The organism is Arthrobacter gandavensis (assembly GCF_039528575.1).
In the GTDB taxonomy this organism is placed as follows: domain Bacteria; phylum Actinomycetota; class Actinomycetes; order Actinomycetales; family Micrococcaceae; genus Arthrobacter_B; species Arthrobacter_B citreus_B.
Genome location: NZ_BAAALV010000002.1, coordinates 900,810 through 921,461, shown reverse-complemented (window position 1 = coordinate 921,461; position 20,652 = coordinate 900,810). Strand labels below are relative to the sequence as shown.

Genomic DNA, 20,652 nt, shown 5'->3' with positions numbered 1-20,652 from the left:
GGAACAGGTGGCTAGGCTTCGCGCTCCACGACGGCTTCGGCGAAGGCTGCGAGCGAGGACTTGATGACGGAGTCCGGCATCGGTGCCAGCGCCGCGACGGCGTCGGCCGCCCACTGGCGGGCAACTTCCCAGGCTTCGGCGGTGGCACGGTTGCCCCGGACGGCCGCGACGGCAGCGGCCAGTGCCTCGTCAGATGTCAGGTCTGAGTCCACCAGTTCCAGCACGGCGGCAGCTTCGGCGTCTCCGGCGGCAGCGTTGCGGCGCAGCAGCAGCACCGGCAGGGTGGGTACGCCCTCCCGCAGGTCCGTTCCGGGGGTCTTCCCGGACTTGTCCTGCAGGCCGGCCACGTCAATCACGTCATCGGCGAGCTGGAAGGCGACGCCGACCTTCTCCCCGTAATCCACCATGATTTCCACGGTCTGCGGGTCGGCTCCGCCAAACAGTGCACCGAGCTGGCCCGATGCCGCGATCAGGGATCCGGTCTTCCCTGCGATGACGGAGAGGTAGTGCGCCAGGGGATCTTCGCCGTCGGCCGGTCCCATGGTTTCGTGCAGCTGGCCCATGACCAGGCGTTCAAAGGTGCGCGCCTGGATGCCAAGCGCCTGGGCTCCCAGGAGCGAGACCAGCGAGGAAGCCCGGGCGAAGATCAGGTCGCCGGTCAGCACGGCTACGGAGTTGCCCCAGACCTCGTGTGCGGTGGGAGCGCCCCGGCGCACGGGCGCGGAGTCCATTACGTCGTCGTGGTAGAGCGTGGCAAGGTGCGTCAGTTCAACCACGACGGCGGCCATGCGCACCTGCTCGTTGCCCGGGTTGGGGCCGAGGTGGGAGGCCAGCAGCACCAGCAGCGGGCGGACACGCTTGCCGCCGGCTTCCATCAGGTGCCGGGAGGTGGCGTCCGCGAACGGGTCGGAGTTGGCGATCGCCTCGCGCAGTTCTTCCTCAACCTTTTCCAGGCCGGACACGATGGCAGGGCCCAGGACGGGATCTTCCGCGAGGGGGGTGAACCCGGGAGGCAGCGCCATCTCGGCGTCCCCGAGGGCATCCGGGCTGGCATTGGTGGATTCAGTCACTTTTCAAGGCTAACTTCTCGTGGGGACGGGTTGGCAGGGTCAAACTCTGGCATTGCTGCCCGCGCCCGGTACGGGCCGGGGCGCGCCGTCCTGGTTGGAGGCGGCAGGAACGAGCATTTCCATCAACGCAATCACTCTATCCTCGATCCGCCGCGGCGAGGCGTCCGTGAGGTTGGCCAGCATCCGCACCACAAAACGCATGAGGACGGGGATCGGCATGCCGGTGCGAAGCGCCAGCTTCATCACGGCGGGTTTACCGATCAGGCCTGCGAAAACGCGGCCCAGGGTGAAATGGCTGCCCCATTCGGACCGGACCCGCTCGGCGTAACCTGCCAGTGCGGCGTCGTACGCTGCCTGCGGTGAGAGCACACCCGGGGTCCGCCGGGCCTGTTCGGCGGAAACAATGTAATCCGCAGCGAAGCGTGCGGACTCCATGGCGTAGGAAATGCCTTCACCGTTGAACGGGCTGACCATACCGCCGGCGTCGCCGAGCAGCATCAATCCGGGGGAATAGTGCGGGGTCCGGTTGAATCCCATGGGCAGGGCCGCTCCGCGGATCTCCCCCACCTGGTTTCCGGGAGTGAAGCCCCATTCTTCGGGCATTCCGGCGGTCCAGTCCCGCAGCACCTGGCGGTAATCCAGCCTGCCGAACTCCTTCGAGGAGTTCAGGATGCCCAGGCCCACGTTGGAGGTCCCGTCGCCGACGCCGAAGACCCAGCCGTAGCCCGGCAGCGGGTTGCCCGCTGCGTCGGGCAGCTCCAGCCAGCCCTCCATCCAATCATCATTGGTACGCGGTGAGGTGAAGTAGGTGCGAACGGCAACGCCGAGCGGACGGTCATCACGCTTTTCAAGCCCCAGGCTCAGCGCGGTGCGGGTGGAGTTACCGTCCGCCGCCAGGACGACGTCGGCAGTAAAGCTGCGTACTTCGCCCGTCTTCCGGCCGTTTTCATCAAGGACATTCGCGACGACGCCGCAGACCCGGCCGGAATCGTCCCGGATGGCTTCGGTGACACTGTGGCGTTCAAGGATGCGGGCCCCGGCCGCGCGGGCATGCTGCGCCAGTTCCTCGTCAAAGCCAAGGCGGGTGCGGACCAGTCCGTAGGAGGGGAAGTCCTCCAGATCCGGCCAGGCCAGCTCGATGGTGCGCCCGGAAGCGATCAGGCGCAGGCCCTTGTTCCGCCGCCAGCCGTCGGCTTCCTTGTGCGGCAGGCCCAGCAGCTGGATTTCCCGGACGGCACGCGGTGTCAGGCCGTCGCCGCAGACCTTTTCCCGCGGGAAAGCAGTCTTCTCCAGGACCGTCACATCGATCCCGGCCGAGGCCAGGTAATAGGCGGCGGTGGAGCCGGCCGGGCCGGCGCCGACGATGAGGACGCTCACGCTCCGGCTGCCTCCGCAGGCTTAGTTGCCGGCTTCGTTGCCGGCTTAACAGCACGGTGGATGGCAACGATTCCGCCCGAAAGGTTACGGTAGGCGACGTCGTCCCAGCCCTCGGCGGCGATCCAGGCCGCCAGTTCGTCCTGGTTCGGCCAGGCGCGGATGGACTCTGCGAGGTAGACGTAGGCGTCCGGGTTGGACGCCACCTTGCGGGCGATCGGAGGCAGGGCGCGCATCAGGTATTCGGTGTACATGGTCCGCCACAGCGGAACTACCGGCGAGGAGAACTCGGCAATGACCAGCTTTCCGCCCGGCTTGGTCACGCGGAGCATCTCAGCCAGGGCCTTCTTGGGCTCGTTCACGTTGCGCAGGCCGAAGGAAATGGTGGTGGCGTCGAAGGAGTTGTCCTCGAACGGCAGGTTGGTCGCATCGCCGGCCACGAAGTCGATGTCCGGGCGGCGGCGCTTGCCCACCTTGAGCATTCCAAGGGAGAAGTCGCAGGCCACGACGGAAACGCCGGCGTCGGCGTAGGGCTCGCTGGAAGTGCCGGTACCGGCTGCGAGGTCAAGGACACGGGATCCGGGGCGGGCGCCGACGGCGTCCACCACCAGGCGGCGCCAGCGGCGGGTCTGGCCCATGGACAGCACATCGTTGACGATGTCGTACTTGGGGGCCACCTCATCGAACATGGCAGCGACTTCATCCGGGCGTTTTTCCAAAGTTGCGCGCTTCACCCGCTCATTGTCTCAAACAATGTTCACGCCGCCGAACCGGCTGCTTCCGGTTTGCATTTGCCCACACACCCGTGTGTTCCCGGACTCGGCCGGGGCGCATGAATGTGGGGGTATCAGGGAGGCGGAGTAGGGTTGGAGGCATTATGACCACCCTGCGTTCCCTAACCATTCCCCTGGGCGTGCCGTCGGCCGCCATCGGTCTGCTGGAGTATCTGGTCCGCAATGACCAGCTGTGCTGGATCCGCCACGGCGAAGGCCTGGTTGGATTCGGCGAGGTCCTGCGCCACACCTCCACCGGCCCGGACCGCTTCGGCTCCGCCCGCACCTGGTGGAACGCAGTCAGCGCGGAGGCCGCCGTCGAGGACGAGGTCCAGGTACCGGGAACCGGCCTCACGGCTTTCGGGTCCTTTGCCTTCTCCAAGCGCTCCCCTTTCCTTTCCCGCGTAGTGGTACCGGAAATCATCGTCGGTTCCCGAAACGGCACCGCCTGGGTCACGCAGACCACGCTCGATCCGGACGCAGTCCTGGACCGTGAGTCCGTGGCGGCTGCCCTGGCCGGCTACCTGGAGGAAATCTCCGCGGATTCGCTCTCCCTGGGCAGCGACAGCATCCTTCCGGGCATGCTGTCCGAGTCCGAGTGGAAGAACGCCGTCGCCCGATCCGTGGCTCACATTGCAGCCGGGGAACTGAGCAAGATCGTGCTGGCCCGCGACATCGTTGCCAGCCTGTCAGCTCCCATTGCCACGGCGCAGGTCCTGCGGGAACTGGCGCTGCGTTACGAGAGCTGCTGGACCTACTCCGTGGACGGGCTCATCGGATCCACCCCCGAAATGCTGATCAAGGTGGAGGACGGCAAGGCCCGCGCCCGCGTCCTTGCCGGCACCCTGGACCGCGCCACCGCACCGCTGGATGATCCGGACTACGCCAAGCGCGTGCTGGCGGGCTCACAGAAGCAGCAGCACGAACACGCGATCGCCATCGACTCAGTGACCCGGCAGCTGGAGCCCTTCACCTCCTCCATGACCTCGCACAGCGAACCGTTTGTGCTGGAGCTGCCTAACGTATGGCACCTCGCCTCGGACGTGACCGCCGAACTCCGGATGGAAGACGGCGCGGTGCCCACCTCCCTGGACCTGGTCGAAGCGCTTCACCCCACCGCCGCCGTCTGCGGCTATCCCACCAGTGTTGCCGGGGAACTGATCAGTGAACTTGAACACATGGACCGCGGTCCGTACGCCGGCCCGGTGGGCTGGTTCGACGCCGCCGGCAACGGGGAATGGGGCATCGCCCTGCGCGGTGCCGTGATCGAAGACCCGCAGGCTGTCCGCCTGTTCGCAGGCTGCGGGATTGTCTCAGGCTCCAATCCGGCCGCAGAGCTGGAGGAGACCTGGTCCAAGTTCCGTCCCATGCTTGAAGCCCTGGGACTGGACCGTGCCCGGGTGCTCTCCGGCCAGGCTTCCTGAGCGGCGCGTACAATTTATTCCCGGAGAGCGGCTTTCTGCCGCCTTTTTCCTGCCCCCAACCGGAGCCTGGCGCTCCGTTCCGACCTAAGGTTCTAAACCCATGCACCACAAAGCACGCAAAGCCGTCGCCGCTGTCCTGGCCGTCGGTGCCCTCAGCCTCGCAGCCTGCGGCTCGGGGTCCGATTCAGCTGATGAGTCCGGCCTGGGACTGGTCAATGACGGCACGCTGACTGTCTGCTCCAACCTGCCGTTCCAGCCCTTCGAATACGTGGATGACAACGGGGAATACGCCGGGTTCGACATGGATCTCTCACGCGAGATCGCTGCCGGGATGGGCCTGGACTGGGAACTGCAGAACGTGGGCTTCGACGGGCTGCAGAGCGGCACCGTCCTGGCGGCCGGCCAGTGCGACCTGATCGCCGCCGCAGTGACCATTACCCCGGAGCGCGAAGACAAGCTCGCTTTCTCCGACCCGTACTACGACTCCCTTCAGTCGCTGCTGGTTCCCGAGGGCTCCTCCGTGAAGTCCCTCGAGGACCTGGCGGGCAAGAAGGTCGGCGTGCAGCAGGGCACCACCGGAGAGACCTATGCCCGGGAGAACGCCGGCGACGCCGAAATCGTCTCCTACCAGTCCGACGCCGAGCTGTTCCCGGCACTGCAGGCGGGGAACATCGACGCCGTCCTCCAGGACCTGCCGGTCAACCTGGACCACACGGACGGCGGCGCCTTCACCATCTCCGCCACGTACGAAACGGATGAAGTGTACGGCTTCGCCATGAAGAAGACCGGAAGCGAAGATCTGGTGGCTGCTGTCAACGCAGAGTTGGCAGAACTGCGCAGCAACGGAAAGTACCAGGAAATCTACGACAAGTACTTCACCGAATAACCCATCTGCTGCTGCATGACGGCGCCGGCCTTGTTCACAGGCCAGCGCCGTCTGCTGTGCAGGGCACGCCCCGCGCTGTGAGCTGCGGCACCCCGAACCGGATGGATGCGTACAATCGAGACTGCTTACCAACATTGTTCGGGACCGCCGGCGGTCCTGCCCGGCACCAAGAGAAGGTACCAATACATGCCGTACAAAGCACGATCCTCCGTCCTGGCCGCTGCGGCACTGTCCGCGCTTGCCCTCTCCGCCTGCGGCGGCGGCAGCGACAGCGCGTCTGATTCGGGAATGAACCTGGTTTCCGAAGGGAAACTCACCGTCTGCTCCGACATTCCCTACCCGCCCTTCGAATACGAAGAAAACGGCGAGTACGTGGGCTTTGACATGGACCTCGTCAAGGAAATCGCATCCGGCATGGGCCTGGAGGCCTCCATCCAGGACGTCGGTTTTGACGGCCTGCAGGGCGGCACCGTCCTGGCCGCCGGACAGTGCGACCTGGGCGCCAGCGCCATGACCATTACCGAGGAACGCCAGAAGAACCTCACGTTCTCCGATCCCTATTACGATTCGCTGCAGTCCATCCTGGTTCCCGAAGGCTCGGACATCACGGGCATCGAGGACCTCGCCGGCAAGAAGGTTGGGGTCCAGCAGGGCACCACGGGCGAGGCCTACGCACGGGACAACGCTGCCGACGCCGAGATCATCTCCTACCCTTCGGACGCCGAGCTGTTCCCCGCCCTGCAGGCCGGGAACGTCGACGCCGTGCTGCAGGATCTTCCGGTGAACCTGGGACACACCCAGGAGGGTGCCTTCACCATCGCAGCGAAGTTCGAGACGGATGAATCCTACGGTTTCGCCATGGCGAAGAACGCCAGCGAGGAACTCGTATCCGGCGTCAACGAACAACTGGCCGCTCTGCGCGACAACGGCAAGTACCAGGAAATCTACGACAAGTACTTCACCGAATAACATCGACTGACCCACGGCCGTCCCAGGCACATCCCGCCCGGGACGGCCCTAACTTCCGCGGAAGGCCTTTACTTGAAACCGTCCACCCGCAGACGCCTCACCCGGGGCATCCTGTACGCCGTCTTCGTCCTGGCAGTCGTTGCCGTAGTCCTGCTCGCTGACTGGCAGGCCATCGGCGTGAACTTCTTCGACCCGGAGGTGGCCCGAGCGGCCTTCCCGACCATCATCACGGTCGCCGTCAAGAACACGGTCGTCTACACGGTCATCGCGTTCATCGGCGGCCTGATCCTGGGCCTGATCCTAGCCCTGATGAAGCTCTCCCCGGTGGGCCCCTACCGGTGGGCGGCAACCGTGTACATCGAGATCTTCCGCGGCCTGCCCGCCCTGCTGGTGATCTTCGCGATGGCCTTTGCCGTCCCGATCGCGTTCTCCTGGCGCCCGCCGGGCGGCAACGCGGGAGCCGGCCTGATCGCCCTGATCATGGTGTCCGGCGCCTACATCGCCGAAACCATCCGTGCAGGTATCCAGGCCGTACCCGCAGGCCAGACCGAAGCAGCACGTTCGCTGGGCATGGGTCCGGCGTGGACCATGGTCTCCGTGACCCTGCCCCAGGCCTTCCGCATCATTACCCCGCCGCTGACCAATGAGCTGGTCATCCTGATCAAGGACACTTCGCTGCTGTTCATTGCCGGCATGGCGATGCAGGACCGGGAGCTGACCACCTTCGCGCGGGATGCGGTCTCGCAGAACGCCAACTCAACTCCGCTGGTCCTGGCTGCGATCATGTACCTGATCATTACCCTGCCGCTGACGCAGCTGGTCGCCAAACTCGAACGCCACAACCAGAGAGGCCGGTAACCCAGCGTGAGCACTGCTGCCTTCACTCCGTCCCCGAACACCCCCGCCATTGAAGTCCGGAACCTGCACAAGTCCTTTGGCGACAACGAAGTTCTCAAGGGCATCGACTTCCACGTCAACCAGGGCGAAGTCGTCTGCGTGATCGGCCCGTCCGGTTCAGGCAAGTCCACCCTGCTGCGCTGCGTGAACCGCCTGGAGGAACCCACCTCGGGAACCATCCGGGTTGAGGGCACCGACATCACGGATCCGGAGACGGACCTGGACGCCGTCCGGACCCGGATCGGCATGGTATTCCAGCAGTTCAACCTCTTCCCGCACCTGAACGTGCTGCAGAACCTGACCCTGGCCCAGCGCCGGGCCAAGAAGCGCGGCAAGGCTGAGGCTGAGGAAACCGCGATGAAGAACCTGGCGAAGGTGGGCCTGGCCGACCGCGCCAAGGCGTTCCCTGCCCAGCTCTCCGGCGGCCAGCAGCAGCGCGTGGCTATTGCCCGCGCCCTGTCCATGGACCCGGACATGATGCTCTTCGACGAGCCGACTTCCGCCCTGGACCCGGAACTGGTCGGTGACGTCCTGGAGGTCATGCGCCAGCTGGCCCAGGAGGGCATGACCATGATGGTGGTGACCCACGAGATGGGCTTCGCCCGCGAGGTTGGCGACCGGGTGGTGTTCATGGACGGCGGCGTCGTGGTTGAACAGGGAGCGCCGGAAGCCGTGCTGGGCAACCCGCAGCACGAACGGACGCGTTCCTTCCTCTCCAAGGTTCTCTAGCTTTTCTCCAAAAACGGCTGTGGCCTGCACCTTCACCGGTGCAGGCCGCAGCTGCTTTCATTTTCGGTCATAAGTATCGGCGCTTTTCATCCGTGCCCAGTCCTGGATGTGCGCTCAAGGATCCCCTAACGCGCAAGGCCGATCACCTCACCCCGGGTACGCTCGCTTGGGCTTTGCGAAGGGGGTATAGCTGACTCACTACTGAAAAGTAACAGTTAGCTGCTTTACGAAGGGGACTCCAGGAATGAAGAATTGGAAAGCGCCGAGCAAGATCCTTCTCTTGTTCGTAATCTGCCTGACTGTATTCCTCGTGCTGCGACTCCTCGTACCAACCGAGTACGCAGCTTTGGTTCTGGGCATTCCGGGATTTATTCTCGTCGGTTACATGGCGAATCTTGGTGCGCATATGGTCCGCAATCCGCCACCTCCGCCACCTCCGCCACCTCCGCCAGGCAACCCTGATGACGAAACGCGGACGGATCCGCAGTAACTTTCCGGACTGAGTTGCCTCGTATGGGGATCGGCGGATTCAGGCCGTCTCAGCAGTGACCGGTGCGACGTGCATGCCTACCGTTTTGGGCCTTCTGCAAGCTACGGGTCAGTACCGATCCGACCCCAACGGCGACCAAATATACGGCGGCTTTGGGCGGGTTCAGGCTTAAGTGAGCGTTCAGGGGGTGCCGGTTCCACTTGGAGCTGAGGGTCCGGTGCCGACGAGTTGTTCCCTCAACCGTACTGGTATGCCGTTGGTGGCGAATTCATTGTCCATGGCATCTTGCACGGTGGCCCATCTCCCGTCCTGGACGCTATATTGGAGGAATTCCCAGTTATGGACGCTGGTCCACAACTGTTCAAAGTCGGTCAAGTACCGGCCGTCGCTTTGGAGTGTGGCCAGGTTGTAGAAGACGTCGCCGCCGTCCAGACCAATGACGCTGCCGCCCTCGGTCGCGATGGCGTAGGCGAGCCAGCCTTCGGCGCAGCCAAGGACGGTGTAGTACTGCTGCTGCTCGGCGGGGATGGGCTTGAGTATTGCCCCGGCTGGGTCGTAACGCTGGATGTCGATATTGGCCGGAGTGCATTCGCCCGCAGCTGGGCCTACGGTTTGCGGTGCCGGGGGCGGAGCGATTTCCGTGGTCTCCGGGGTTGGATGAGGGCCCCCTACCGGGGTTTCCGTTGGGGTGGTTGTCGGTGTGGGGCTGGCCGTCGCGGAAGGGGTAACCGTTGGCGAGGCCGTGACGGTAGTGGCCGGTGCCGGTGCCGATTGCGGGACAAAGTTGCCTGCTACGACAACTGCACCGACGACGGCGGCAGCGGCGAGTGCCACACCCGCTGTGGCCGTCCAGCCGGTCCGTCGGGATTTGCGGTCGGCGAGGGACACAGCGTTGGGATCATCCGAGAAGACATAAGACCTGCCCGGCAGGACACCGGGGGTGGTACCGGGGTCGGGGATGGACGGTTTGGCATTTTTCATGAGTTGTTCGATGCGGTCCATGGTTAGACTTCCCGTTCTGTCATGAGGTGTTGTGGCGCGGCTTTCGCGAAGGCTTTACGGGCGCGGTGGAGCCTGACCCCGGCCGCCGATGGTGTGCATCCAAGGCTTTCAGCCAGTTCTGCGGTGGTGAGCTCATCCCAGTAGGAGAGCATCAGGATTTCCCGATCTCGGTCCTTGAGCCGGGAAAGGATCTCCGCAACGCTGTCCTGCTGCTCATCATCGTTGGTGATGACGGCCTGGACTCGGGCTTCTTCAGCCAGACGCTCCATGAGTTGTTCGCGACGACTCCGGCCTTTGTACTCATTGCCCAGCACATTCCTGGCTGTAGCTATCAGCCATCCGACGCCGGGTGGCTCGGTCGGTTGTTTTTCCCACACGATCCGCAACACGTCATTGGCCAGTTCCTCGGCCCGTTCGCGGTCGTTGATCCGGCACGCGATGTACTTGTAGATGCGGCTGAAGTGCTCAGCGTGAAGAGCAATCAGCTCCTGCTCTCTGGAAGCCAACATCCTTGTTCTGTCCCCCGGCTAGTGCGATGTGATGTTCTAACCACTTAGTTTCGCGGGAATCGGCGTTTCTTACACAGCCGGAGAAGAAGTTTAACTATCTGTACCGGTGGCCCCGGGAAAACAGCGATACCCGGCAAACTCCTCCAATGAGCGTGCCGGGTATCTCAGCTATAGCCGCTATTCGTGCGACCGGCTTAGCCTTCGAGTAGAGGGTCTCTATCCCGCCACCGCTCCCCGAACCCCTTCCCGCACACGCCGGTGCAGGGAGCGGAGCCCGGAGCGCTGCACCGGGACCTCAATGACCGAACGTCCCCGGATGGGCGCCTCCAGCGCGGCCGCGAGTTCTTCCGCGGTCCGGGCCAGTTGGTGCCGCACTCCGTAGCCCGCCGCCAGGGCGGCCAGGTCGGCCCGGTGCGGGGTGCCGAAGAAACGTTCGACGACGTCGCGGTACTCCTCACGTTCACCCAGTTCACCGTGCTCCAGCGTGGTGAAGATACCGCCGCCGGCGTCGTTCAGCACCACCAGCTGCAGATCAGGCTCCGCCTCGCCGTCGCCAAGGAGGAGGCCGCCGGCGTCGTGCAGGAAGGTGAGGTCACCGAGCAGCAGGCGGGTGGGGATACCGTGGGCCAGGGCAATGCCCGACGCCGTGGAGATGGTTCCGTCGATTCCGGCCAGTCCGCGGTTGGCGTAGACATCCAGCGGATGCCAGTTCCCGGCGGCCACCAGGTCAACGTCGCGGATAGCGTTGGAGGAGCCAAGCACGAGGTTGGCGTCGGAGTTATCCCACACCAGGCCAGCGACATGGAGACCGCTCAGCTGCTTCTCCCCGGCCAGCAGGTCCCGGATGGCGGCAGCGGCAGCGTTCGAGGCCCGCTGCCATTCTTCGAGCCACCCGGGAGCTCCCCGCCCGGCGAAGGCGAGCAGGGAGGCCAGGTCCGAGACGATCCTCTCGGGACGTTTGCCGGGTGTAAACCAGTTCACCGGCCTGGGCACGTAGAGTGCCTTTTCCACCTCGGGCCTGGCCAGCAGTGCGGACACCGGGCGGGAGAGCGTTGGCCGCCCGAAGACGACCACCCGTTCTATCTCCGGTCCCAGATCCTGCAGGAGCAGCCGGTACGCAGTAATTGAATTGGGACCGAAGCGTGCGTTGGAGGAAGGTTCGGCCAGAAGCGGCAGGCCGGCACGGCGCGCAAAGATGGCCGCCGTCTCCCCCGCACCATCGCCGGCGATGACCACCGTGCGGTGTGTCCCGCCCAGTTCCGCAAGCGCCCCGGGGGGTTCATCGGCTGCGGCCGCCTGCAGCGACTCAAAGGGACCCTGCCCTGCGGGCTCGAGCACGTCCGCCTCCGTCGGAGTAAGCGGATCACGGAATTGCAGGTTGATGTGGACCGGCCCCGCGGGTGCGGCTCCGCCGACCCTCGCGAAGGCAGCGGCAATGGGGCCGGCGGGGTCCATGCCGGCTTCGACGTCCGCTGCGGCTGCCGGGAACCGGCCGAAGATGCCGTCCTGGACCGTGGTCTGGTTAGCTCCGGTTCCGTGAAGTTCCGCCGGGCGGTCAGCGGAGAGGACCACGAGTGGGACACCGGCGTGGTGCGCTTCCATGACGGCGGGAACCAGCTCGCCAACAGCGGTTCCGGACGTGGTCACCACTGCAGCCGGGCGCGCGCCGCCGCGGGCCAGTCCCAGGGCGGTGAAACCCGCAACCCGCTCGTCGATGCGGACGTGCACATGGACCAGGCCCTGGGACTGGGCTTCAGCCAGGGCATACGCGAGGGGTGCGCTGCGGGATCCGGGAGCGAGGACAACATCCCGCACCCCGGTGCGGGCCAAGGCCGCGATGGCCGACCGTGCCGCCTGCAGGGAACTGAGGGCACTGCCTTCGGCGGGCCCGGAGGCGGACGGGCTGGACGATAAGGAGGATCCGGTCACGTCTCCATAGTGTCACTTCCAGCTGCCCCACCCCGCCTGTTTCGACGCATTCGGGGCACTCCCGGCACACTTCGGCTGGCGTTGTGCGCGGTTCGCCGTCAGGGAGTCCTGGACGCCAGCTGTGCGTGCACCCGCTCCAGCCGGTCCAGCCACCACTGCCGGCGCTCCGGGCCTGCGGCACAGCGCTCCAGCAGTTCCAAGGAGACCGGCACATCGCGCACCGGCAGCGCACCGCCGTCGGGCACCAGCGGCTCAGCGGTGACGTCGCCTTCCATCAGCGACAGGGTTCCCAGACCGCAGGCGTAGGGCAGTTCCGGCAGCGAGGCGGCCAGCGCCACCCCGGTGCGGATACCCACTGAGGTGTCCAGTGCGGAGCTGACGACGGCGGGAAGCCCGGCGGCCGCCACAACTTTGAGGGCACGGCGCACTCCGCCGAGAGGGGCAGCCTTCACTATGATCAGGTCTGCGGCGTCCTCGCGGGCCACCAGCAGCGGATCAGTTTCCTTCCGGACACTTTCATCCGCGGCCACCAGCACCGGAATCCCGCGGCGGGCCAGTTCAAGCCGCACTGCCCGCAGCCCGGGAATATCAGGGACTGGCTGCTCGGCATATTCGAGGCCGGCTTCGGCCAGCGTTTCCAGGGCGCCGACGGCGGTGGCAACGTCCCAGCCGCCGTTCGCGTCGACGCGGATCCCGGCGTCCGGCAGCAGCCGGCGCACCTCCGCCACACGGGCCAGGTCCTCTGCGACGCTCTGCCCGCGCTCTGCCACCTTGACCTTGACCGCGGGGACCTCGCCGAACCGGGCCAGGACCTTTTCGACCTGTTCCACGCCCACGGCAGGAACGGTCCCGTTGACGGGCACCGAGCTGCGCACGGGTTCCGGATAGCCCTCCCAGGCGGCCTCGATCCCCGCTGCCAGCCAGGCGGCTGCTTCCTGGTCACCGTATTCGGGGAAGGGCGAGAACTCGCCCCAGCCGGCCGGACCGCGGAAAACCAGGGCTTCGCGGTGCAGGATGCCGCGGAACTTCACCCGCATTGGCAGGGTGACTACATGGGCGTTTTCCTGCAGATCGGACAGGGACGGGATCGTGTTTTCCACCCGGCCAGCCTACCGCGCCGGGCTGCCGCGGCGGCGGGACTGAACGTGTTTGGCCCGGCGCCGGCTGCCGCCTCGGCGGTGCATGGACGCGGTTCGCCACAGAGCGGCACGGAACACAGCCCGCAGCCGCCCTGCTCACAGGAAACCTGCACCGAGGTATGGCACGCTGGAAGGGATGGATACGCGCAATCTCCTGAACAAGCGGCAGCCGGTCCGGCGCCAGGCCGGGCACAACCCCGCACTCTTCCTTTTCGCGGCGCTGCTGGCGGCTGCCGGGGCGGCCGTGACGTATTTTGGCTTTGTCCGGACCACCACCGGCCAGCTGGCCGATGAATCGGCCTGGCGGGAGGCGGAGCTCGTGGCACCGGGAACCCGTCTTCCCGCGCTCCGGTTCCTGGACAGCCTGCCGCTGGCTTCAGTGTTCATTGCCCTGGCGGTAATCATTGCGGTGAGCCTGTACCGCAGGCGCTTCTCCCCTGCCGTCGTTGCCGTCGCCACCATGGCCGGGGCGAACCTGGCCACGCAGCTGCTGAAAAACCTCCTGCTGGACCGGCCGGACCGCGGCGTCATCACATTGGCGTTCAATTCCCTGCCCTCCGGCCACACCACCATGGCGGCCTCCGCCATGGCCGCGGTGTTCCTGGTGTCATCACCACGCTGGCGGCCTGCCGCCGCAGCGCTCGGAGGCACCTACGCGGTGCTCGCCGGATCGGCGACCTTCTTCAATCTCTGGCACAGACCCGCCGACGTCGTCGCGGCCTTCTTTGTGGTCTCGGCGTGCACCCTGGTGGGTGGACTGGTCATGATGCGCACCAACCGGGACTGGAACACGCTGCCCGCCGGCAGCCGCGGTGCGGGCGGGCGGCTCTGGACCGGGCTCACCGCCGCGGCAGGCCTGCTGGCCCTGGCTCTCTCGGCAGTGCTTTACGCCTATGCCCGCTGGGGCGGCGGAGTGGCGGGCCTCGATGACCGTCCGCTGTACTTCTGGTGCGGGCTCTCGCTGATCGTCGGAGTTGGTTACGTGCTGTCAGCACTTGGGTCCTGGCTGTTCACGCAGCAGGCCGGCGACCGCTAGGGCCCGGTTCGGCGGCCCTTGGGCACGTACTTCCACAGCACCACGGCCCCGGCCAGCCCCATCAGCGCAGTCGCCGCTATCCCGGCGGAGAGTGATACCGCCGCCGTCACGGCCGCCAGCAGTCCCGGGCCGCTGAGGATTCCAATGTCAGAGAGCAGCCGCCACAGCCCCAGGAACTGCGGGCGCCCCGGCTGCGGGGAGAAATCCGCGCCCAGCGTCATCACGATTCCGGAGCCGATTCCGTTGCCAAAGCCGATCAGCAGCGCGGCCAGCAGCAGCTGCAGCGGTGTCGAGGTCAGCGGCAGCAGTCCCAGCCCCGCAGCCATCAGCAGCATGCACGGCACGGCCACCGCCCGGCGGCCGCGCAGGTCCATGACGCGTCCTGCGGGGTAGAAAACGAGCATGTCAATACCGGCTGAGATGCCGTAGATCAACGCCGTCTGCGCGGGGTCTATACCCAGGTGCTGGGCCCAGAGCGGGATCACCGCCTGCCGGGTGGCCCGGACAGCCGCGATGAGCAGCACCCCGATGCCCACCGTGCCGAACACCCGGGAATGGCTGCGCAGGATGGAGCCGATCGTAGGAGGAGCCGCGGCCTCCACCGCTTCCTCCAGCTGCTCATCCGGCTTCCTGGTTCCGGGCCCGCGGACACTCAGGTCCGGGACGGTGAGGCTCAGCAGTCCGGCGGCGAGTGCGGCCGCCGCGCCCACCCAATAGGCACCGGACGTCCCCGCAAAGGACATCACCCCGGCTGCGGCAAACGGACCTACGAACACACCTATGCGGTTGGAGCCGCCCAGGGTGGAAAGAGCCCGTGCCCGAAAGTGCACCGGCACTGCCTCAGTCACGTAGCTTTGGCGGGCGAGTCCGAAGACGGCACCGGCCATGCCAACCATAAAAACGGCCAGGGCAAACACCCAGAGCACCGGCACGGAGGCAGCAAGCACCATGGCCAGCGAACACCACGCTGCGGCGCCGACCAGGGCCCACTTCTCTCCGAAACGGGTGGTGACGAGCGTGGCGGGGACGTTGGTGAGCAGGGAACCGATGCCGGTCAGCGTGACGATCGCAGCCGCCAGGGCCACGGTGGCGCCGAGGTCACGAGCGGTGAGCGCAACTACCGGCAGGATCGCCCCGATCGCCGCCCCGTACAGCACGGTGGGCCCGAAGGCAGGGACGGCGATGCTCCGCAGGCTGAAGGTATCTATTGCTTCAGCCACTTCCAGCGTGCCAGTGTCCGCAGCCGGGTCAGCAGCGCCCGGGACTGCTCAGGGCCGTAAGGAAGGATGGGGATGGCCTTGGTCATGTCCGTCGAGGCCTGGTCCATGGCACTGCGCGTAACGGCGACGGCAGTGCGCATCTTGTTCATTTGGGTGGTCACGAAGTCCATGTCCACCGGTTTGCCGTGTCCGGGCACCACCGTGCTGTACAGGTCTTCCAGGGCAACGATCTTCCCCAGCGTGCGGATCCACTCCTTGGGGTAGGAGTCCCCGAAGTTCGGATCCGCGCCCTGCTCCACGAGGTCGCCGGCGAAGAGCACATCCCCGGCACCGACCAGCAGGTCGTGGTCGGTGTGCCCGCGGCCCAGGTGGAAAAGCGTCACGGAAATGCCGCCCAGGTCCAGGTCCACCGGCGCGCCGTCGACGAGCTTCTGCGGCGCCGCGATGGCGGTTCCCGGCCCGGTTCCGGCGGCCATGTCCGGCTCGACGGCGGCAACGGAGGAACGCTGGTCCTCACCCGAGGCGGCGATCGTCCGTGCACAGTCGCTGGTTGCCCAGATCTCCTCGACGCCGTTGTCCATCAGGTAGGCGTTGCCGAAGTAGTGGTCGAAGTGCGCGTGTGTGTTTACGGCGATGACCGGCAGATCAGTCAGCTTGCGGATGCCGTCCAACAGCGCCTTCGCCTGGGCAGGACCAGCCCCGGTATCCACCAGCAGCGCCCGTTCCCGGCCAATAATCAGGCCGGAATTCATGCCCCAGCCCGGGCTCGACCGCACATAAGTGTGCGGCGCCAGCTCCAGCCAGTCATCGGGGGTCTGCGGGTGGGTCTGGGTCATGGCATCCGTCCTTCAGGTATCTGCGCTAACCAACCTACCGTGTGCCGGCGGTTACAGGTCAGCCAGGACGCTGCCCGGGTTCTCTATTGCATCCGCGACGTAACGAAGGAACCCGCCTGCCGTGCCGCCGTCGCATACCCGGTGGTCGAAGACCAGGGTCAGCTCGGTCATCTTGCGGACGGCGACCTGGCCGTCCACGACCCACGGCTTGTCAATGATCCGGCCGATGCCGAGGATCGCTGACTCGGGGTAGTTGATGATGGCGGCGCTGCCGTCGACGCCGAAGACACCGTAGTTGTTCAGCGTGAAAGTGCCGCTGGTCAGCTCCGCCGGGGTGGCGGCGCCGGACCGGGCCGACGCCGTGAGCCGCCGGATCTCCGCGTCCAGTTCCCGGGCGCTCAGTTTTTCCGCATGCCGGATGGAGGGGACCATCAGTCCGCGGTCCGTCTGCGCGGCGAAGCCCAGGTTCACGCCGTCGAAGGCAACCAGCTCGGCATCCGGGCCGGTTCCCGCGACGTAACGGGTGTTCAGCTCCGGGAACCTGCGCAGTCCGGCCAGGGTGAACCGGGCCAGGAACGCCATCAGGCCCGGGGTGTTTTCCGGGTCCCGGCGCTTGAGGTCGGCACGCAGCTCCAGCAGCGCGGTGGCATCCACGTCCACCCAAACGGTGGCTTCCGGGATTTCACTGCGGCTGGCACTGAGATTCGCAGCCACGGTGCGGCGCAGTCCCTTGACCGGGGTGCGGGAAGCGACGCCCAGGCCCGATCGGGGGTCCGTATCGCCCGCTGCAGGAGCAGCCGGCGACGCAGGGACAGGTGCTACCGCTGTGTCTGGCGAGCCGCCGCTGATGGCCAGTTCGACGTCGCGGCGCAGGATCAGGCCGTCCGGGCCGGTGCCGTCCACGGTGCGCAGGGCGATTCCGGACTCGCGGGCCAGGCGGCGCACCAGCGGATTGATGCAGCGCGGAGCCTCGAGGGTTGCGGCTGCTGCCGGAGCCGGGTCAGCGATTGCAACGGCTGCAGGAGCCGGAGCTGCGGGGACGGCCTGCACAGCCGAAGCGCGGCGCGGGGCGCGGGTGCGGCGGTTAGTGCCGTGGCTGGTCTGATCGGGAGTCCCGTAACCGATCAGCACGTTGCCGGAACCGGCCCGTTCCTCCTGCCGGTAGGCCTCACCGGCAGGATCCGGGTCACCGGGGGCACTCGGCGAGGTTTCGCCCGGGGCCGGGGCGTCCGCCGTCGTGCGTACCGAGATCAGCGGCTTGCCGACGTCGATGCTCTCCCCCGCGGCGCCGTGCAGTGTCTGCACCACGCCCGCGAACGGTGAGGGGACCTCCACCAGTGACTTGGCGGTCTCCACCTCGGCAACGGGCTGGTCCACCGCAATGGTGTCGCCCTCGGCAACGAGCCAGTTCACCAGTTCCGCGTCGGTCAGGCCTTCGCCCAGGTCCGGGAGCAGGAAAGTACGCACGCTCATTAGTCCTCCCACTGCAGTTCATCGACGGCGTCCAGGATCCGGTCCACGCCGGGCAGGAAGAAGTGCTCCAGCTTCGGGGCCGGATACGGGATGTCGAAGCCTGTTACCCGCAGCACGGGCGCTGCGAGTGAGTGGAAGCAGCGTTCCTGGATGCGGGCCACGATTTCCGAGGCCACGGAGGCAAACCCGGGAGCTTCGGAAATGACGACGGCGCGGCCGGTCTTCCGGACCGAGGCGCACACGGTTTCGTCATCGAAGGGGACGATGCTGCGGATATCGATGACTTCCAGGCTGCGGCCTTCGGCGGCGGCGGCTTCCGCGGCGGACAGCGCCGTGGAAACAGAAGGCCCGTAGGCGACCAGCGTCGCGTCGGTTCCTTCGCGGGCAACCACTGCCTTACCGACCGCAGGGTCTGCGGCCGGGGCGCCGTCCTCGAAAGGCGCACGCAGGGCGGCCAGGTCAACGTCTTCCTTGGTCCAGTAGAGCTTCTTGGGTTCCAGGAAGACCACCGGGTCCGGGAACCGGATGGCTTCGCGGAGCATGGTGTAGGCGTCCGCGACCGTGGCCGGAGCCAGGACGGTCAAGCCCGGGGTGTGGGCGTAGTAGGACTCGGAGGAGTCGCAGTGGTGCTCCACTCCCCCAATCCCGCCGGCGTAAGGAATCCGGATCACCAGGGGCAGTTTGACCTTGCCCCGGGTGCGGTTGGACATCTTGGCGACGTGGCTGACCACCTGCTCGAAGGCGGGGTATGCGAAGGCGTCGAACTGCATTTCGACGACCGGACGGATCCCGTTCATGGCCATGCCAACGGCCATGCCCATGATCCCGGACTCGGCCAGCGGGGTATCGAAGCAGCGTTCTTCACCGAAGCGTGCGGTCAGGCCGTCGGTGATGCGGAAGACGCCGCCGAGCGGGCCGACGTCCTCGCCGAACATCACCACGGCGGAATCCGCGGCCATTTCGTCCGCCAGGGCGGTGTTCAGTGCCTTCGCGAAAGTCAGGCTGACGCGGGTATCTTCGGGCGCAGGCGCCTGTGCTGTGACTGTCATTGGTGGCTCCTGTTAGTCCTGTGCCCGGGAGAGCTCGTCAGCGAGCAGTGCTGCCTGCTCGGCGAGCTGCGGGGTGCGGCTGTCATAGACGAAGTTGAAGAGGTCCATGGGCTCGGGCACGATGTCCGTGTTCAGGCCTTCACGGATCCGGGCAGCCACGGTCTCGGCCGCCGCCGTCATGGCTTCCTCGGCGTCCTCGTCCAGCATCCCCAGGCCGGTGAGGTAGGTGCGCAGCCGGGTCAGCGGGTCCCGCGGAACCCACTTGGCGACGTCGTCGTCTGAGCGGTAGCGGGTGGCGTCGTCGGCGTTCGTGTGGGCCTGCATGCGGTAGGTGTGTGCTTCCACCAGTGCGGGGCCGCCGCCTTCGCGGGCACGCTCGACGGCGGCACCGAGTACGGCCAGCAGGGCCGCGGCGTCGTTGCCGTCCACCCGCTCGCCGGGCATGCCGTAGCCGATGGCCTTGTGCGCCAGGGAGGGGGCAACGCTCTGGTTCTTCAGCGGCACGGAGATGGCGTATTCGTTGTTCTGCACAAAGAAGACCACCGGTACGTGGAACACGGCGGCGAAGTTCAGGGCCTCGTGGAAGTCGCCTTCGCTGGTGGCGCCGTCGCCGCACATGGCCAGCACCACGGTGTTCTCCCCGCGCAGCTTGGCGGCGTGGGCCACGCCGACGGCGTGCAGCAGCTGGGTGGCAAGCGGAGTCGCCTGCGGTGCCACGTTGTGCTCGTACGGGTCATAGCCTGCGTGCCAGTCGCCCTTGAGCAGGGTCAGGACCTGCAGCGGGTCAACGCCGCGGTGGACGACGGCGACGGTGTCGCGGTAGGTCGGGAACAGCCAGTCGCCGTCGGCGAGTACCGCGGCAGCGGCAACCTGGCACGCTTCCTGCCCGTGGGAGGAGGGGTAGACCGCCAGGCGGCCCTGGCGAACAAGTGCATTGGCCTGGTCGTTGATGCGCCGTCCGGCAACCAGGCCTTCGAAGGCGGCCTTCAGCGCGTCGCCGTCGGGCAGCGGGTACTTTTCGCTGTGCCGGTGGGTACCGTCAGCGTCGATCAGCTGGACGGGCTCGGCGGAGGGCAGCATGGTCGCGGTGCGGTCCTCATTGTCCTCCGGCCGCGTGCCCTCCGCGGACCCGGCGCGTGTGTTGCCGGTGGGAATTGTCATTTGAATCTCCGTCTGCCGCGGCGGATGCCGAAGGCGTCCCGGGCGTCCCGGTTCCTCCAGCGTGGATGGAATTTCTGTAAGCCCAGTATGCGGAAGCTGACGATTCGCATCTAGCTCAGGCGGAAATCCTAGATTTTTTGTATCCCTCTGCGTATTGTGATGGACAAGTTGCAAAAGTGAGCTGGATTACTTTGAAGGACGTAGACACTATGGCCCAGACGCAGGCGGCACTGGATGAGATCGACAAGCGGATCCTTGCAGAGCTCACGAAGGACGGCCGCGCTTCGGTCAGCGCCGTCGCGGAAGCGGTCCACATCTCCCGGGCGCACGCCTACTCGCGCATCTCCAAACTGACCGGGTCCGGTGTCCTGACCCGGTTCACGGCACTGGTGGACCCGGTCAAGGCCGGCCTGCGCTCCAGCGCGTACGTCACCCTCAAGGTGCGGCAGCAGTCCTGGCGGGAGCTGAAGGAAGTGCTGCGCAAGATCCCGGAGGTGCACCACGTGGCCTTGGTGGGCGGGTCTTTCGACGTGATCCTGCTGGTCCGGGCAGAGGACAACCTGCACCTGCGGCAGGTGATCTTCGACCAGCTGCAGTCCGCTCCGGGGGTCCTGGATACACAGACATTCCTGGTCTTCGAGGACCTCGACGTCCGTTAGCCCACCGAGATGACAGAAACTGCCCGT

The 20,652-nt window shown here is 66.4% G+C and carries 19 protein-coding genes; 7 read left to right on the top strand and 12 right to left on the bottom strand.

Going from position 1 to position 20,652, the window contains the following annotated elements; genetic code table 11:
• Positions 1–11: 11 nt before the first annotated feature.
• The 3 genes from ABFX29_RS07570 to ABFX29_RS07560 all read right to left on the bottom strand — a co-directional run bounded on the left by ABFX29_RS07570 (position 12) and on the right by ABFX29_RS07560 (position 3,178).
• Complete coding sequence (locus ABFX29_RS07570) at positions 12–1,022, bottom strand: polyprenyl synthetase family protein (RefSeq protein ID WP_152227280.1); 1,011 nt, start codon at positions 1,020–1,022, stop codon at positions 12–14.
• Between the two features lie 87 nt (positions 1,023–1,109).
• Positions 1,110–2,447, bottom strand: a complete 1,338-nt coding sequence (locus ABFX29_RS07565) for a geranylgeranyl reductase family protein (RefSeq protein WP_152226278.1) — start codon at positions 2,445–2,447, stop codon at positions 1,110–1,112.
• The gene (locus ABFX29_RS07560; RefSeq protein ID WP_152226276.1) at positions 2,444–3,178 is read right to left on the bottom strand and encodes a demethylmenaquinone methyltransferase; all 735 of its coding nucleotides are present in this window, start codon (positions 3,176–3,178) and stop codon (positions 2,444–2,446) included. The genes ABFX29_RS07565 and ABFX29_RS07560 overlap by 4 nt, the downstream gene beginning before the upstream one ends.
• Before the next feature lie 140 nt (positions 3,179–3,318).
• On the opposite strand from ABFX29_RS07560, the gene ABFX29_RS07555 reads away from it, so the two are divergent.
• The 5 genes from ABFX29_RS07555 (at position 3,319) to ABFX29_RS07535 (ending at position 8,122) form a co-directional block, all read left to right on the top strand.
• The gene (locus ABFX29_RS07555) at positions 3,319–4,641 is read left to right on the top strand and encodes an isochorismate synthase (protein WP_152227278.1); all 1,323 of its coding nucleotides are present in this window, start codon (positions 3,319–3,321) and stop codon (positions 4,639–4,641) included.
• 100 nt (positions 4,642–4,741) lie between these two features.
• Positions 4,742–5,527, top strand: coding sequence for a basic amino acid ABC transporter substrate-binding protein (locus tag ABFX29_RS07550; RefSeq protein ID WP_152226274.1), 786 nt, complete (start codon positions 4,742–4,744; stop codon positions 5,525–5,527).
• 186 nt (positions 5,528–5,713) lie between these two features.
• Complete coding sequence (locus tag ABFX29_RS07545) at positions 5,714–6,496, top strand: basic amino acid ABC transporter substrate-binding protein (protein ID WP_152226271.1); 783 nt, start codon at positions 5,714–5,716, stop codon at positions 6,494–6,496.
• A gap of 72 nt (positions 6,497–6,568) precedes the next feature.
• Positions 6,569–7,354: an amino acid ABC transporter permease gene (locus ABFX29_RS07540; protein ID WP_152226269.1), complete on the top strand. Its 786-nt coding sequence runs from the start codon at positions 6,569–6,571 to the stop codon at positions 7,352–7,354.
• A gap of 6 nt (positions 7,355–7,360) precedes the next feature.
• Positions 7,361–8,122 (top strand): amino acid ABC transporter ATP-binding protein, encoded by a 762-nt coding sequence (locus ABFX29_RS07535; RefSeq protein WP_275124621.1) that lies wholly within the window; start codon positions 7,361–7,363, stop codon positions 8,120–8,122.
• A gap of 670 nt (positions 8,123–8,792) precedes the next feature.
• Here the strand turns inward: ABFX29_RS07535 and ABFX29_RS07530 are convergent.
• The 4 genes from ABFX29_RS07530 to ABFX29_RS07515 form a co-directional block, all read right to left on the bottom strand.
• On the bottom strand, positions 8,793–9,593 hold the full coding sequence (locus tag ABFX29_RS07530; RefSeq protein WP_152226267.1) for a hypothetical protein: 801 nt from the start codon (positions 9,591–9,593) through the stop codon (positions 8,793–8,795).
• Positions 9,594–9,616: 23 nt separating this feature from the next.
• Positions 9,617–10,123, bottom strand: coding sequence for an RNA polymerase sigma factor (locus ABFX29_RS07525; RefSeq protein ID WP_152226265.1), 507 nt, complete (start codon positions 10,121–10,123; stop codon positions 9,617–9,619).
• A gap of 216 nt (positions 10,124–10,339) precedes the next feature.
• On the bottom strand, positions 10,340–12,052 hold the full coding sequence (menD, locus tag ABFX29_RS07520; RefSeq protein WP_152226263.1) for a 2-succinyl-5-enolpyruvyl-6-hydroxy-3-cyclohexene-1-carboxylic-acid synthase: 1,713 nt from the start codon (positions 12,050–12,052) through the stop codon (positions 10,340–10,342).
• A gap of 98 nt (positions 12,053–12,150) precedes the next feature.
• Positions 12,151–13,152 carry an o-succinylbenzoate synthase gene (locus tag ABFX29_RS07515; RefSeq protein ID WP_152226261.1) on the bottom strand — a complete coding sequence of 334 codons (1,002 nt, stop codon included), beginning with the start codon at positions 13,150–13,152 and terminating at the stop codon, positions 12,151–12,153.
• A gap of 175 nt (positions 13,153–13,327) precedes the next feature.
• Here ABFX29_RS07515 and ABFX29_RS07510 point away from each other — a divergent pair, with 175 nt between their 5' ends.
• Positions 13,328–14,227 (top strand): phosphatase PAP2 family protein, encoded by a 900-nt coding sequence (locus ABFX29_RS07510; protein WP_152226259.1) that lies wholly within the window; start codon positions 13,328–13,330, stop codon positions 14,225–14,227.
• Here the strand turns inward: ABFX29_RS07510 and ABFX29_RS07505 are convergent.
• The 5 genes from ABFX29_RS07505 to pdhA are packed head-to-tail and all read right to left on the bottom strand — an operon-like array spanning position 14,224 to position 19,966.
• Positions 14,224–15,453, bottom strand: coding sequence for an MFS transporter (locus ABFX29_RS07505; protein ID WP_170287740.1), 1,230 nt, complete (start codon positions 15,451–15,453; stop codon positions 14,224–14,226). The genes ABFX29_RS07510 and ABFX29_RS07505 overlap by 4 nt on opposite strands.
• A complete protein-coding gene (locus tag ABFX29_RS07500) occupies positions 15,432–16,283 on the bottom strand; it encodes an MBL fold metallo-hydrolase (protein WP_152226255.1) in 852 nt (283 codons plus the stop codon). The genes ABFX29_RS07505 and ABFX29_RS07500 overlap by 22 nt, the downstream gene beginning before the upstream one ends.
• Before the next feature lie 51 nt (positions 16,284–16,334).
• Positions 16,335–17,756, bottom strand: coding sequence for a dihydrolipoamide acetyltransferase family protein (locus ABFX29_RS07495; protein ID WP_152226253.1), 1,422 nt, complete (start codon positions 17,754–17,756; stop codon positions 16,335–16,337).
• A complete protein-coding gene (locus tag ABFX29_RS07490; RefSeq protein ID WP_152226251.1) occupies positions 17,756–18,805 on the bottom strand; it encodes an alpha-ketoacid dehydrogenase subunit beta in 1,050 nt (349 codons plus the stop codon). The genes ABFX29_RS07495 and ABFX29_RS07490 overlap by 1 nt, the downstream gene beginning before the upstream one ends.
• Before the next feature lie 12 nt (positions 18,806–18,817).
• Positions 18,818–19,966: a pyruvate dehydrogenase (acetyl-transferring) E1 component subunit alpha gene (gene pdhA / locus ABFX29_RS07485; RefSeq protein ID WP_152226249.1), complete on the bottom strand. Its 1,149-nt coding sequence runs from the start codon at positions 19,964–19,966 to the stop codon at positions 18,818–18,820.
• Between the two features lie 209 nt (positions 19,967–20,175).
• Here pdhA and ABFX29_RS07480 point away from each other — a divergent pair, with 209 nt between their 5' ends.
• Positions 20,176–20,625, top strand: a complete 450-nt coding sequence (locus ABFX29_RS07480; protein WP_152226246.1) for an Lrp/AsnC family transcriptional regulator — start codon at positions 20,176–20,178, stop codon at positions 20,623–20,625.
• Positions 20,626–20,652: the final 27 nt, after the last annotated feature.

Bases quoted from the DNA above. Each gene is read 5' to 3' on its own strand.
- ABFX29_RS07550 (WP_152226274.1), top strand. From the start codon at position 4,742: ATGCACCACAAAGCACGCAAAGCCGTCGCCGCTGTCCTGGCCGTCGGT.
- ABFX29_RS07510 (WP_152226259.1), top strand. From the start codon at position 13,328: ATGGATACGCGCAATCTCCTGAACAAGCGGCAGCCGGTCCGGCGCCAG.
- ABFX29_RS07530 (WP_152226267.1), bottom strand. From the start codon at position 9,593: ATGAAAAATGCCAAACCGTCCATCCCCGACCCCGGTACCACCCCCGGT.
- ABFX29_RS07525 (WP_152226265.1), bottom strand. From the start codon at position 10,123: ATGTTGGCTTCCAGAGAGCAGGAGCTGATTGCTCTTCACGCTGAGCAC.
- ABFX29_RS07545 (WP_152226271.1), top strand. From the start codon at position 5,714: ATGCCGTACAAAGCACGATCCTCCGTCCTGGCCGCTGCGGCACTGTCC.
- ABFX29_RS07495 (WP_152226253.1), bottom strand. From the start codon at position 17,756: ATGAGCGTGCGTACTTTCCTGCTCCCGGACCTGGGCGAAGGCCTGACC.
- pdhA (WP_152226249.1), bottom strand. From the start codon at position 19,966: ATGACAATTCCCACCGGCAACACACGCGCCGGGTCCGCGGAGGGCACG.
- ABFX29_RS07490 (WP_152226251.1), bottom strand. From the start codon at position 18,805: ATGACAGTCACAGCACAGGCGCCTGCGCCCGAAGATACCCGCGTCAGC.
- ABFX29_RS07500 (WP_152226255.1), bottom strand. From the start codon at position 16,283: ATGACCCAGACCCACCCGCAGACCCCCGATGACTGGCTGGAGCTGGCG.
- ABFX29_RS07570 (WP_152227280.1), bottom strand. From the start codon at position 1,022: ATGGCGCTGCCTCCCGGGTTCACCCCCCTCGCGGAAGATCCCGTCCTG.
- ABFX29_RS07480 (WP_152226246.1), top strand. From the start codon at position 20,176: ATGGCCCAGACGCAGGCGGCACTGGATGAGATCGACAAGCGGATCCTT.